13 protein-coding genes are annotated in these 13,144 nt (G+C 63.6%); 9 read left to right on the top strand and 4 right to left on the bottom strand.

The window, feature by feature from the left end; translation table 11 throughout:
• Positions 1-47: 47 nt before the first annotated feature.
• Together F3H98_RS12535 and F3H98_RS31730 are read right to left on the bottom strand one after the other, a co-directional pair.
• Positions 48-572, bottom strand: coding sequence for a tetratricopeptide repeat protein (locus F3H98_RS12535; RefSeq protein ID WP_149760492.1), 525 nt, complete (start codon positions 570-572; stop codon positions 48-50).
• A 100-nt stretch (positions 573-672) separates the two neighbouring features.
• Positions 673-1,113, bottom strand: coding sequence for a tetratricopeptide repeat protein (locus F3H98_RS31730; protein WP_244621688.1), 441 nt, complete (start codon positions 1,111-1,113; stop codon positions 673-675).
• 478 nt (positions 1,114-1,591) lie between these two features.
• On the opposite strand from F3H98_RS31730, the gene F3H98_RS12525 reads away from it, so the two are divergent.
• From F3H98_RS12525 to F3H98_RS12500, 6 genes are all read left to right on the top strand, one after another.
• On the top strand, positions 1,592-2,482 hold the full coding sequence (locus tag F3H98_RS12525) for a DMT family transporter (protein ID WP_149760490.1): 891 nt from the start codon (positions 1,592-1,594) through the stop codon (positions 2,480-2,482).
• 143 nt (positions 2,483-2,625) lie between these two features.
• Positions 2,626-3,051, top strand: a complete 426-nt coding sequence (locus F3H98_RS12520) for a DUF3775 domain-containing protein (protein WP_149760489.1) — start codon at positions 2,626-2,628, stop codon at positions 3,049-3,051.
• A gap of 364 nt (positions 3,052-3,415) precedes the next feature.
• On the top strand, positions 3,416-4,078 hold the full coding sequence (locus F3H98_RS12515) for an extensin-like domain-containing protein (protein WP_244621687.1): 663 nt from the start codon (positions 3,416-3,418) through the stop codon (positions 4,076-4,078).
• A gap of 446 nt (positions 4,079-4,524) precedes the next feature.
• On the top strand, positions 4,525-5,376 hold the full coding sequence (locus tag F3H98_RS12510) for an extensin-like domain-containing protein (RefSeq protein ID WP_244621707.1): 852 nt from the start codon (positions 4,525-4,527) through the stop codon (positions 5,374-5,376).
• 114 nt (positions 5,377-5,490) lie between these two features.
• Complete coding sequence (locus tag F3H98_RS12505) at positions 5,491-6,147, top strand: LssY C-terminal domain-containing protein (RefSeq protein WP_149760487.1); 657 nt, start codon at positions 5,491-5,493, stop codon at positions 6,145-6,147.
• Positions 6,148-6,243: 96 nt separating this feature from the next.
• Positions 6,244-7,551 carry a hemolysin family protein gene (locus tag F3H98_RS12500; RefSeq protein ID WP_149760486.1) on the top strand — a complete coding sequence of 436 codons (1,308 nt, stop codon included), beginning with the start codon at positions 6,244-6,246 and terminating at the stop codon, positions 7,549-7,551.
• An 821-nt stretch (positions 7,552-8,372) separates the two neighbouring features.
• Here F3H98_RS12500 and F3H98_RS12495 read toward each other — a convergent pair.
• Positions 8,373-8,978, bottom strand: coding sequence for an NADPH-dependent FMN reductase (locus tag F3H98_RS12495; protein WP_149760485.1), 606 nt, complete (start codon positions 8,976-8,978; stop codon positions 8,373-8,375).
• A gap of 86 nt (positions 8,979-9,064) precedes the next feature.
• On the opposite strand from F3H98_RS12495, the gene F3H98_RS12490 reads away from it, so the two are divergent.
• On the top strand, positions 9,065-9,481 hold the full coding sequence (locus F3H98_RS12490) for a winged helix-turn-helix transcriptional regulator (protein WP_188130414.1): 417 nt from the start codon (positions 9,065-9,067) through the stop codon (positions 9,479-9,481).
• Positions 9,482-9,491: 10 nt separating this feature from the next.
• Here the strand turns inward: F3H98_RS12490 and F3H98_RS12485 are convergent, their stop codons facing one another.
• A complete protein-coding gene (locus F3H98_RS12485) occupies positions 9,492-9,887 on the bottom strand; it encodes an acyl-CoA thioesterase (RefSeq protein WP_149760484.1) in 396 nt (131 codons plus the stop codon).
• A 194-nt stretch (positions 9,888-10,081) separates the two neighbouring features.
• On the opposite strand from F3H98_RS12485, the gene F3H98_RS12480 reads away from it, so the two are divergent.
• Together F3H98_RS12480 and F3H98_RS12475 are read left to right on the top strand one after the other, a co-directional pair.
• Entirely contained in the window at positions 10,082-11,698 is a 1,617-nt protein-coding gene (locus F3H98_RS12480; protein ID WP_149760483.1) for a GMC family oxidoreductase, read from the top strand.
• A 10-nt stretch (positions 11,699-11,708) separates the two neighbouring features.
• On the top strand, positions 11,709-12,920 hold the full coding sequence (locus F3H98_RS12475) for a mandelate racemase/muconate lactonizing enzyme family protein (protein WP_149760482.1): 1,212 nt from the start codon (positions 11,709-11,711) through the stop codon (positions 12,918-12,920).
• Positions 12,921-13,144 lie beyond the last annotated feature (224 nt).

The raw sequence follows: 13,144 nt of genomic DNA, 5'->3' as shown, positions 1-13,144 counted from the left end.
AAGAGCCGGCAGCCTTGCGGCCACCGGCTTTATTTCAAGCCCACAGATCAACCTTTCACGTAGGCGTCGATCTGGCTTGCGAGTTCGGTGTATTCGCTGCAGCCCTTGCCGCAACGCTTTTCGATCTCGCCAAGCTGCTCCCTGGCGGCTGTGACATCGCCGAGCTGGAGTTGCGCCTCGCCCATATATTCGCGCACCAGCGTGTAGTTCGGGTCCTGCCGCAAGGCTTCCTGATAATAACCGAGGCCAACGAGCACGCGGCCCTCCTTGCGGTGTGAGTAGCCGAGATAGTTGAGGATGCGCGGGTCGGTCTTGTCCTTGGCCATGCTGAGAATGTCGATCGCTTCGCCGTAGCGGCCTTCCATGGCAAGCGAACGGCCAGTCTCGTAGATGCTGTCGTCATCGACAGCACTGGTCCTCGGCACGCATTTCTTGGATTTCGTATCGTAGACCTTGCCCTTGGCGCAGCTTGGCGCTGGAGCCGTTCCCCCACCAGCAGAAAAGGCGGGCGCCACCAGCAAAGGTCCGGCAACCAGCATGGACGCCAAACTGACAATCAAACGTGCTCGCATCAAGATTCTCCTCGAAAAACGCTCCGCTATTGTAACGGCTTTGCAGATACGTTTCTTCCCGACGATAGTTTATCAGCCTTTGGTCTCGATCACTTCGGCGTTACAGCGCATCCTCCGGAGATGCGCCCAGCGCACTGGCGGCCTCTGGCGGCGACCAGCCGCCACCCTTTAGGAAAAGCCCGATCTGGGCCGACAACCTGCTGTATTCGCTGCAGGTCGTGCCACAGCGAAGGCTGATCTCGCCGAGCTGCTCTCGCGCCGCGCCGAGGTCGCCCAGTTGCAGATAGGCTTCACCCATGTATTCGCGGGCCGGGACATAACCGGGATCCTGAATCAGCGCCTCCTGGTAGTAGCCGAGGCCGACGAGCACACGGCCCTGCATGCGGTGCGAAAACCCGAGATAGTTGAGGATGCGCGGATCGGTCTTATCGGTTGCCAGGCTGAGCACGGTAATCGCCTCACCATAACGCTTGGCCACCGCCAACTCCCGACCGGCTTCGTAGATGCTCTCGTCATCCAGCATGCCACTTTGCTGGGCCATGCACCTTTTCCGGCGCATGTTCCATGCCTGGCCACGCTTGCACTTGGTGATTGTAGCGTTGTTGTCGCGGCTGCCCGCGCTACCGCCGCTGTTACCTCCACTCCCACCTCCGCTACCTCCACCCGCACTTCCGCCACCACTTCCGCCTGAGTTTCCGCCCCCACCGCCGCCACCCCCTCCGGCGGCATAGGCCGGCGCCGCGGCCAGAGGCAGCGCCACGAGCAATGAAAGCAATCTGATGGCAAGACGTGTTCGCATGGGAATCCTCCTCAAGCCACGCCCATGAGATGAACGCCTCGGCGGCGAAATTCGTCCGGCCCGGAGCCCATCGCGCAGCCCAAACCGATCACATGCGCGTGACATCTCGGCCAAACCCGCCGCTCGTGTCAGACGCATGGACCAATTCCCGCCCTGATCGCGGCTATTGCAGGCAGGAAACGGGGTGCTAGGAGAAGCGGCGTCGCTTGCCAGGAAAACCATGACCCGCATCCAGGCCAATCTCGTTCTGCTCACCGTCGGCGCCCTCTGGGGCATGGGCTTTGTCGCGCAATCGACCGCGATGGAAGCGATCGGACCGTTCTTCTTCGTCGGGCTGCGGTTTTCCGTCGCTGCGCTTTCGATGCTGCCTTTCGCATTGCGCGAGACAAGCCGCGCCGAACAGGCGCTATCAGTCGCGAACTGGCGTGTTTTCGCCTTCATCGGCGTTCTGCTGTTCGGCGGCATGGCAGCGCAGCAAACCGGCCTGATGACCACCACCGTCACCAATTCTGGCTTCTTGACCGGGCTTTACGTCGTCATGGTGCCGCTTTTGGCGGTGACGCTTTTCCGCCAGTCGCCGCATCCCGCGGTCTGGCCGGCAGCCCTTCTGGCGCTCGCAGGCATCTGGTTTCTGTCCGGTGGCGAGATCGGCGCGCTCACGGTGGGCGATTGGCTTACCGTTTTGTGCGCCGTCTTCTGGGCCCTGCAGCTGATCTTCATCGCCCGCCATGCCAGCCGGACCGGCCGCCCGGTGACGCTGGCTGTGGTACAGTTCGCCGTCTGCGGCGTGCTGGGACTGGCCGTCGCCTTCTCCTTCGAGACGGTCGACTGGAGCGCTGTCCGGCATGCCGCGCCTGAAATCCTCTTCACCGGCATCTTCTCAGGCGGCATCGCCTTCACGCTGCAAGCGGTCGGACAGCGCTATACCACGGCTCCGCAGGCAGCGATTTTCCTCGCTTCCGAGGCGGTGTTTGCCGCGCTGTTCGGCATCTGGCTGCTCGGAGAGCGGCTGCCAGCCAGTGGGTTCCTCGGCTGCGCGCTGATCCTTGCCGCAATCCTGATCGTCGAACTCGCACCGACGATCAGGCGGAAGAAGCCGGTCACCACTTGAGATCAGTGCCGCGCCTGCTTTTCGGCCAGCCATTCGGCCTTTCAATGCGCCAACAATCAGATGAAACGACCTCTCCGCTCGATTTTTCTCCAGTTGCGTGCATTATGGGCTGCGACCAACACGCGCCCTCCTGGAGGATGTTCGTGCAGAAGCGAGTGGAGAAGGAATGGGATCTGGCGATCGATCCCGATACCGTGCGGTTCTTCATCCTGAAGGCCAAGGCGATCAGTGCTGCCGTCAACGACGATTACGCCGACGGCAGCGAGCACGAGGTCGAACTCGACAGCCAGTCGCGCGATTCTCACCTGCATGACGGGCTGGCCGAAGAGGCCGAGGAAAACCTCACCGAGGAAGAACTCCGCGAATTGATCAACGACCTCAATGTCGACGAAGCCGCCGAACTGATCGCGCTGGCCTGGATCGGCCGTGGCGACTACGACGCCGCCGAGTGGACCGAGGCGGTCAACGAGGCGCGCCAGCGCACCAACAAGCGGGTTTCCAAATATCTGCTCGGCATGCCGCTGCTGGCCGACTGGCTGGAGGAAGGCCTCGAGGCGATCGGCGCCTGACCGCCCCTCGACATCATCGGTAATCCATCGTGAAGGCGGGTCTGGTTGTCGCGCGATACTGCTGCGCCATCTCCACGGAATGGAATTAGCGCCGCCAGACAGTTCTTTCCGGCAAGGCCGTCTGCGCGCCCTGCTTTTCTCAGCGGCTTTTTTCGTTTCCGGCGCGTCCTTCGGCGAGAGCCTGCCTGCCAAAGCGCCCCCGCCTGAACCGCGCGAGCGCACCGCCAAGCAGATAGTTCCTGCCAAACCCGCTGACACTCCGCTTCCCGCGCCCCGCCCGGCAATCGAGCCTTCCGAGCAAACCGTCCCTTCAAAAACCGCGAAAAAACCAACGCCCAGGCCGCAGCCGGAGGAACCGGCAACGGTGGATGGGAAACCGACGCCACGCCCGGAAACCGGCAAATCGCCGGCCGAAGGAACCGAGGAAAAGGACGGGAAGACCGACAAGCAGCCAAAGATGGAAATTCCACCGCGACCCGTCACATCGCCGGCCGAGGAAGCCGCGTGCCGGCAGCGGCTCGGGGCGCTAGGCGCGAAATTCGAGGAACGTCCACCGCTCAGCGATGCAACCGGCTGCGAGCTGCCCCAGCCGCTTGTCGTGAAAGCGTTGAGCGACACGATCGACGTCCAGCCTGAAATCGTCATCAATTGCGCGACCGCCGAGGCAGTGGCGAAGTTTTCGACCAATGTGGTTTCAAAGCTTGCCGAGCAGGAACTCGGCTCCGGCCTGAAATCGATCACGCAAGCGTCCGGGTATGTCTGTCGCCCCCGCAACGGGACCCACAAACTGTCCGAACATGCTTTCGGTAATGCTTTCGACATCGCAGCCTTTACGCTGCTGGACGGGACTGTGGTCGAGGTGACCGCGACGCGCAATCCAAAGCAATCGCAGTTCCTGTCGAAGCTCCGCACCGCCGCCTGCGGCCCGTTCAAGACGGTGCTCGGGCCCGGCAGCGACGCCGACCACGCGACCCATTTCCATCTCGATCTTGCAAAGCGCCGCAACGGCTCGACCTTCTGCCAGTAGAGCCGCATTTGTGCGACGCCAGGCGGTTCGACCTGTCTGCAAAATGCTCTGGCCGGCCGGATTTCCGCCGCAGGGGTAAACGCCGGCGCTGAACTTTCCTTTACCCTTGGCATCTATCCTGCCCCACGGGGACAGGACGCTGTTTGATGCTGCCAGAATTTCGCAAGGCGCTTGCCGCTCTTATGCCGGCAATCTCCGCACACCGGACGCGGGCCGCGCTGGGCTTCGCCGGTGCGATCCTGGTTTCGGCTTGCACCAGCGAAGCCGTATTGCGCCCGGATGTCGACGTCGGCGCCCAGACATCGGCGGTATCGCCCGCCTATGTACCGGTAGCGGAGGCAACGCCACAATTTGCTGCGCAGCAGCCGGAACCCGTGCCGGACTACGGCAGCGAGGCCGATCTTGCGTCGCGGCAGCCGCGCAGCCTTTCCGAACAGGCGCAGGCAATAGATCAGCAGCAGGCCGCGATCAACCCCGATCCCGCGCTGGAGCTCCCTGCCCCCGCAACCGAGGAGCAGGCGCCGGAGCCCGTCTATGGCGCCGAAGAGCCGACATCTGCACCCGTCTATGGCACCGAGGGCGACGAACCCGCCCCGCAGAGCGACATTGTCACCGCGCCCGAACCGGAGCCGGAAACCCGCGTTGCCATGGCCAATCCCGGTCCGGGATTGCAGCGGCTGGTGCCCTCGAACCCCTATCTGGCGGGTTATCCCCGCATGGAAAAGCCGCTGGCCTCGCCGCCCGGCTCCATGCCCGCCGACGAAATAGCCTGCCGCCGCGATCTGAAGCGGCTCGGCGTGAAATACCGCGACCTCGCGCCCATACGCGACAGCAACGCCTGCCGGATCGACTATCCCGTATCGGTTTCGGGCCTGTCCGGCGGCATCCAGATGAAACCAGCGGCGACGCTGAATTGCGAAATGGCGGCGACCTTCGCTCGCTGGACCAGGAGCGAGCTCGCTCCGGCAGCGCGCTACCGCTATCTGACCGGCGTCAAGACCATCCACCAGGGCTCGAGCTATTCCTGCCGCAAGATCGCCGGCACCCGCACGGCGTCGGAGCATTCGCGCGGCAACGCGCTCGACGTGATGCGGATCGAACTGAAGAACGGCCGCGACATCGATGTGAAGAAGCCCGGCTGGTTCGCGTTTCGCCAACGCGGCTTCCTCAACACTGTGCGGGCCGACGGCTGCGACTATTTCACCACAGTGCTCGGGCCCGGCTACAACTACGATCACCGCAACCATTTCCATTTCGACATCAAGCCGCGCAAGAACGGTTACCGCGCCTGCAAGTGACAGGCTTTGCTTTGACGGGCCACGGCTGTGTAGTGTCTGGCCATGCAAGATGAGGCCAACCCGGGCCGGGCCACTAAACACCGACGGCTGCGATCGGCGACACGCGCGCTGGCGATGCTCGCCGCGCTTTACCTCGCGCTTGCCTACGCATTTCTGCCGACATTCTGGACCTGGTGGGACGACAAGGAGTCCCCTGCCTCGACCTACATGCTGACAGTGACGCCCCAGGGCATTCCCGGCGACCCGATCAATGTCGGTCTTGTCGGCTCCAAGGAGCAGGTACTGCGCGCTTTCGCGGCGGCGAAATGGGACCCTGCCGACGCCATAACCTTGCGCAGCAGCATCGAAATCGGCGCCAGCGTGGTCCTCGACCGGCCCTACCCCGACGCACCGGTGAGCACCTTGCTCTACGACGGCCGCCACCAAGACCTCGCCTTCGAAAAGCCGGTCGGCAAGAGCGCCGACCAGCGCCACCACATCCGGCTATGGCTTGTCTCTTCCGATGGCGAAGATAATCGTCCGATGTGGCTGGGTTCGGCCAGTTTCGATCGCGGTGTCGGCCTCAGCCATGACACCGGCCAGATCACCCACCACATCGGCCCGGATGTCGACGCCGAACGCGACAATGTGATTCTCGACCTCGCCAATGCGGGCGTGCTGTCGCGGCAATACCAGATCCCCGGACGCGGACCGACCAACAGCGGCCGCAATGGCGGCGGCGACCCCTATTTCACCGACGGAATGGTCACGGTTGGCGTGCTGGTGCCCTGACGACGCTGGGTTCCAACCCTTTGCGAGCCGTTCAATCGGCGTCCGGGCCGATCTTTGCGCTTCAATTGTGGCGGGCCGTGATGCTAAAGGTTCCGCATGCTTTACGTGGAAATTGCTACGGTCGTCGTCCTTATTCTCGTCAACGGCCTGCTGGCGCTGTCTGAACTGGCAATCGTTTCCTCACGTCCAGCCCGCCTCAAGGCGATGATTGACCGCAAAATCAAGGGTGCCGGCCGCGCCCTGGCGCTTGGCGCCAACCCCGGCCGCTTTCTCTCCAGTGTCCAGATCGGCATCACGCTTGTCGGCGTCCTGTCGGGCGCCTTTTCCGGCGCGACGCTCGGCGAGCGTCTGTCTTGGCTGCTTACCGACTATGGCGTGCGCATCGGCCTTGCCCATGCGCTGGGCGTCGGCATCGTGGTTGCGCTCATCACCTATGGCTCGCTCATCATCGGCGAACTGGTGCCCAAGCAGATCGCACTGCGCAACCCAGAAGCCGTTGCAGTCAAGGTGGCGCCGGCGATGACCATCCTCGCCAAGGTGGCAGCTCCTCTGGTCTGGCTGCTCGATGTTTCCGGCCGCGCTGTCCTTCACCTGCTTGGCCAGAAGGAGCAGAGCGAGGAAAAGGTCACCGACGAGGAGATCAAGATGCTGGTCGCCGAGGCGGAGCATCACGGCACCATCGAATCCGACGAACGCCGCATGATCGCCGGCGTCATGCGGCTTGGCGACCGCGCGGTGCGTGCCGTCATGACCCCGCGCACGGACGTCGACTGGCTGAACCTCCAGTCCGACGAAGCGGCGACACGCAAACTGCTGATGGATGCGCAACATTCGCGGCTGCCCGCCGGCGAGGGCAGCGTCGACGCGATGGTGGGCGTCATCCAGACCCGCGAGGTCCTGGCCGCGATGCTCGCCGGAAAGAAGTTCGACCCGGCGCAACACGTCCGCCCCGCTCCCATCGTCCACGACCAGGCCGACGCGCTCGACGTTCTCACCACGCTCAAGGAATCGGATGTCCCCGTGGCGCTGGTGCACGACGAATACGGCCATTTCGAAGGCATCGTGACGCCAGCCGACATACTGGAAGCCATCACCGGCGTGTTTCGCGCCGACATCGAGGCGGGCGACCAGGAACTGGTGCAGCGCGACGACGGCTCCTGGCTTCTGCCCGGCTACATGCCGGCCGACGAAATGGCCGATCATCTGGGTTTCGATCTGCCGGAGAACCGCGACTACGAGACGCTGGCCGGTTTCATCCTGTCGCAGATGCACCGGCTGCCGGGAACGGGCGAATCCGTTGACGCCAACGGCTGGCGTTTCGAGGTCGTCGACCTCGACGGCCGCCGCATCGACAAGGTAATCGCCAGCCGGTTGCCGGGTAGCCGGCGCGAAGCGCGCCGCTAGCGGAGCGAAGGCAGCGCTGCCTTTCACTGTGGTTTCTCCCCGTGACCCCTTCGACAAGGCACTGTCGTAAAGCACCCCCTCTCCGTCTCCCCTTCGACAAGCTCAGGGTCGACACCTCTCCCCCGCTTCGCAGGGGCGAGGAACCCAGCTGGAGAAGCGCTGGCATTACGGCAGTGGTTCCTCGCCCCCATGAAATGGGGGAGAGGTGTCGAGGCCCCATGAAATGGGGGAGAGGTGTCGAGGCGAAGCCGAGACGGAGAGGGGGTTCTTCATCGGCACAAGCGTCTCCGTCGCCACGCCCGCTTTCGCGTCTGGCCATTGGGCTTTCCTGTTGCCCACGACTCGCTTTCTCGACCTGGTTTCGCCAGTCGAGGCGGCGTGGGTAAAGCGGCGCCTGGGACCGTGCCGTTTCAAATTTATACGAGGCCCGGTCTCCCAGCGCCCCGCCGGTGTTCTTGCCCGACCGCGGGGAGCGCGGGTTCTCAGGCCCGCGAACCAGCCTCGGTCAGGGCCCGGACCTACGGGTTCATTCCCCAGCAACGCCACCGTAGCGCTGCCGATCCGGCACCGTCGCCCTCCCTGATAACCGGTGCGCACCAGGTTCCCGTGAGGGCGATGGCAGCATTATGCGGGAGGGACAAAGGGGTGTGGATAAAAGGCCGACGAAGACTGCTGACAGATGCTGACAATGTGGCAGGGAGGTCGACGACCCCGACGGCCGCCGCATCGACAAGGTGCTCAGTCGACCGCTTCGATGGTTTCATAATAAAAGGGCGGTGCAAGCGCACCGCCCTCTCTAACTCTGCTTGAGGTGCTGCCCCTCAGGCGGCCTTGATGTCGGCGGCCTGCGCGTCGGCCGCACGCGCCGTATTCAGCGCCCTGGTCCACCAGACGAGCTGATCAAGCATGTCGCTCGCCGCCTTGTTGAGGTGGGCGAACTCGCTGAGCTTCTTGCCTTCGCTCTTGGCCGCAAGCATGTCCGGCCAGAGGATGTGAACGCCGGAACGGATGGGCGCCATCTGCAACTCGACGGCATGGAGGCGAAGCTGCTCGACCGCCCGCGCGCCGCCGACGCCGCCGTAACCCAGGAAGGCGACTGCCTTGTTGTTCCACTCGTTGTAGGCATAGTCGAGCGCGTTCTTCAGCACGCCGGTCGGCCCGCGATTGTATTCGGCCGCGAGCACGACATAGCCGTCAAGCCCGGCGATCTTCTTCTGCCACTTCTGCGCGACCTCGTTCGTGGTCGGCGTGTAGGCGAGACCGCCCGCCTCGTCAAAGAAAGGCATGGGATAATCGCGCAGGTCCAGCACCTCGACCTCGATGTCGCCGCGCGCCCTGGCGATATCGCGAATCCATTCCGCGGGCTGATCGGCGAAACGGCCTGCACGCGTGCTGCCGATTATGATACCTATCTTTGGCTTGGCCATTCTTCTCTCCTTTGGAAACTGTGGTATCCGTTGGATACCTGAGCTATATAGGAGAGCGAAAAAGCAGCAGGCAAGAGGGCACTTTTTTGAAACCTGGTCTCCGTCACGAAACCGAAGACTGCCGCGCGGTCAGCGATATTCTGGGCCGGGTTGGCGATAAATGGACCGTTCTCGTGGTCGGCTTTCTAAGCAGCGGCCCGATGCGTTTCAGCGAACTGCGCCGCAGCATCGGCGGCATATCGCAGAAAATGTTGACCACGACGCTGCGCGGCCTCGAGCGCGACGGCTTCGTCACGCGTACCGTCTTCCCCAGCATCCCGCCACGCGTAGACTATGAATTGACCGATCTCGGCCATGAACTGCGCGTTCCGGTGAATGCGCTGGGCGAATGGGCCCGGCTCAACATGGCGCGGGTCAAGCAGGCGCGCGAGCGCTTCGATAACGCACCAAGCGAGCAATCGACGCCCGTCGCCCGGACGGCGGCACGCCAAGCGACACGGTAAGCGCTGGCGGCTATTTCTCTTCCGGCACCGGCTTCGGCTTGCCTTTCTGGTCGAGCGCCACCATCACGAAATCGGCGTCGGTGACCTTTTCCATCAGGTCGGACAGATAACGCTGCGCCCACGCCTCGACCTTCAGCGTCATCGACGTGCGGCCGACGCGGTTGACATGGGTATAAACGCAGAGCGTGTCGCCGATCTTCATCGGCTTGGCGAAGGACATCTCCTTGACCGCCGCGGTCACCACGCGCCCCTTGGCGCGCTCGGCAGCCCGGATGCCGCAGGCCAAATCCATCTGCGCCATCACCCAGCCGCCGAAAATATCGCCGGCAGCGTTGGCGTCCGACGGCATCGCCAGGGTGCGCAATGTCAATTCGCCGGTGGGACTGCCTTCCGCATAATGAACCATGTCTACCCTTGTCGCTCGCATTCGGTGCAGCATGGATGGCAGCAACCGGTCCTTCCGGCAAGGCCGAGGGGGTGACAACAGCGCGCGGCCGGTCGCTTTTTTCACAAGCGGTGACGGAAGCCCGGATGTGAGGAGAGGGATGCGACGTCTAGGTTAAGACGAGGCGACATTTCGAGCGGCATCAACAGGCACCCATGCAAACTTATGATTTCATTGTCGTGGGCTCCGGTTCCGCCGGCTCGGTAGTAGCCGAGCGCCTCTCGGCGAACGGCCGATTCTCTGTGCTGGTGCTGGAAGCGGGAGGCACCGACCGGCGCTTCTTCGTGCAGATGCCGCTCGGCTACGGCAAGACGTTTTTCGACCCTGCGGTGAACTGGAACTACAAGGCCGAGCCCGATCCGGGCCTCGCCGGCAATGCCGACCACTGGCCGCGCGGCAAGCTCCTGGGCGGCTCCAGCTCGATCAACGCCATGGTCTGGATACGCGGCCAGCGCGAGGATTTCGACGATTGGCGCGATGCCGGAAACCCCGGCTGGGGGTTCGACGACCTTTTGCCGGTGTTCAAGGCGATCGAGGACAACGAGGCCGGCGCCGACGCCTGGCGCGGCCGTGGCGGGCCGCTGCATGTGACGGACTGCTCGGCCAGCGTCCATCCCCTCACCCGGCGCTACCTGAAGGCCGCGCAGGAAGCGGGCCTGCCCTTCAACCCGGATTTCAACGGCGCCAGCCAGGAGGGCGTCGGCGTCTACCAGATATCCACGAAGAACGGCCGCCGCATGTCGGCCGCCCGCGCCTTCCTGCGGCCGGCGATGAAACGCGGGAATGTGCGGGTCGAGACCGGCGCGCTGGCAACGCGCATCCTCTTCGAGGGAAGACGCGCGGTCGGCATCGAATATGAAAAGAACGGCCGCAGCCAGAGTGTCCGCGCCGCGCGAGAGGTGATCATCAGCGGCGGTTCGGTGAACTCGCCGCAACTGCTGCAGCTTTCGGGCATCGGCCCGACCGACCTCCTGAAGTCGCTCGGCATCGAGGTGCTTGTCGGCAACGACAATGTCGGCGCCAATCTCCAGGATCACGTCGGCATCAACTACACGTTCAAGGGCAAGGAGCCGACGCTCAACCAGCTGCTGCGGCCATGGTGGGGCAAGCTGCTGGTCGGCGCGCAATACCTGCTTTTGCGCAGCGGCCCGCTGTCGCTCTCGATGAACAACGCCGGCGGCTTCTTCCGCACCGATCCGGCGCTGTCGCGGCCGAACATGCAGCTCTATTTCCAGGCCTTCTCGACCGTCATCCCGAAGAGCGGCGAACGGCCGATCCTCACCCCCGACCCATGGCCGGGCTTTTCGATCGGGCTTTCCAATTGCCGGCCGACCAGCCGGGGCTCGATCATGATCCGCTCGAACAATCCGCGGGATTACCCCAAGATCGTACCGAACGCCTTCTCGACCGAAACCGATGTCGCCGAGATGCTGACGGCCGTCAAATTCCTGCGCAGGATCGCCGCGATGCCGTCGATGGCCGAGATCATCGTCGAGGAGGTTTTGCCTGGTCCTTCAATAACTTCCGACGCCGACCTGATTCAGGATTTCAGGAAGCGCAGCGGCACCGTCTACCATCCGGTTTCGACCTGCCGCATGGGCCCGGACCCGGCAACATCCGCGGTCGATCCAAAGCTCAGGGTCCACGGTATCGATGGGTTGCGCGTCATCGACGCATCGATCTTCCCCAACAATGTCAGCGGCAACACCAATGCGGCTTCGATCATGACCGGCGCCAAGGGCGCCGATCTCGTTCTCGCCGATCACGCATGAGAGGGACGCCATGAAAATCACCGACGTCAAAACCTTTGTGGTCGGCAATCCGCCGCCCGGCATCGGCGGCAAGTATTTCATCTTCGTCAGGCTCACCACCGATGGCGGCGTGGTCGGTTATGGCGAGGCCTACAACGCGACTTTCTCGGCACATGTCACGGCACGCATGATCGAGGACATGGCCGAGCGTTATCTTGTCGGCCACGATCCACACGACGTCGAGACCTTCTTCCGCCGCTGTTATTCGTCGGGCTTCACCCAGCGCCCCGACGTTTCCGGCATGGGCTGTTTCTCGGCGCTTGAAATGGCCTGCTGGGACATCATCGGCAAGGAGGCCGACAAGCCGGTCTACAAGCTGCTCGGCGGCCAGGTGCATGAGACGCTGCGCTCCTATACCTATCTCTACCCGCATACAGGCAGCGTCCACTCGGAGGATGCGCGCGGCAAGAACGTCTACAACGACCCCGACATGGCGGCCGCCTGTGCGCTCGAATATGTCGAGCAGGGCTTCAACGCGGTGAAGCTCGACCCGGCCGGCCCCTACACCGCCTTCGACGGCCACCAGCCCCGGCTGATCGACATCGACCTGTCCGCCCGCATGATCAAGGTGATCCGCGAGGCGGTCGGCAGCCGCGCTGACATCCTGTTCGGCACGCACGGCCAGTTCACCGCGTCGGGTGCGCTGCGCATGGCGCGCGCCATCGAGCCCTACGATCCGCTGTGGTTCGAGGAGCCGGTGCCGCCGGACATGCCCGAGGTGATGGCGCAAGTGGCCCGCCAAACCTCGATCCCGATCGCCACCGGTGAACGGCTGACGACGAAATTCGAATTCGCCCGCGTCATCGAGAACCGGGCGGCGACGATTCTGCAACCGGACCTCGGCCGCTCCGGCGGCATCCTGGAGACCAAGAAGATCGCCGCGATGGCCGAGGCCTACCACATCCAGATCGCGCCGCACTGCTATTGCGGGCCGATCGTCGGCGCCGCCAACATCCAGCTTGCCGCGACGCTGCCGAACTTCCTGATCCTGGAATCGCTGAAGCAGTGGGACGGCTTCCACGCAAAGCTGCTGAAGAAAAAGATCGAATGGCAGGACGGCGACGTCATCCCCTCGAAGGAACCGGGCCTCGGCGTCGAGCTCGACGAAGCCGTCTGCGAGGCGCACCCTTATGACGGCAAGGAACTGCATCTGCAGATGATGCAGACGCCGTTGATGCCGTAAGCTGACGGGAAACACGCCGTCGGTATCGGTAAGATTATCCTGCAATTCCAGCGGCTTGCAGGCGCTCGATGAATCCGATCCGCAACGCGCTGAATCAATGTCTCAGCGCATTGAATCAGTTTGTGAGCTTGCAGGTTCTTGGGGGCGCCAGCCCGCCGCAATTTCTGGGCAACGCCAACCGGCTGGTATCCCAGCCGCGAATACGGAGGGGATCCCCGAGCGCA

Origin of the sequence: Neomesorhizobium albiziae, from assembly GCF_900114255.1 — a bacterium.
GTDB classification, from domain to species: Bacteria; Pseudomonadota; Alphaproteobacteria; order Rhizobiales; family Rhizobiaceae; genus Neomesorhizobium; species Neomesorhizobium albiziae.
Note: the sequence above shows the minus strand (reverse complement) of the source record. Positions and strands in the feature narration are given on the sequence as shown.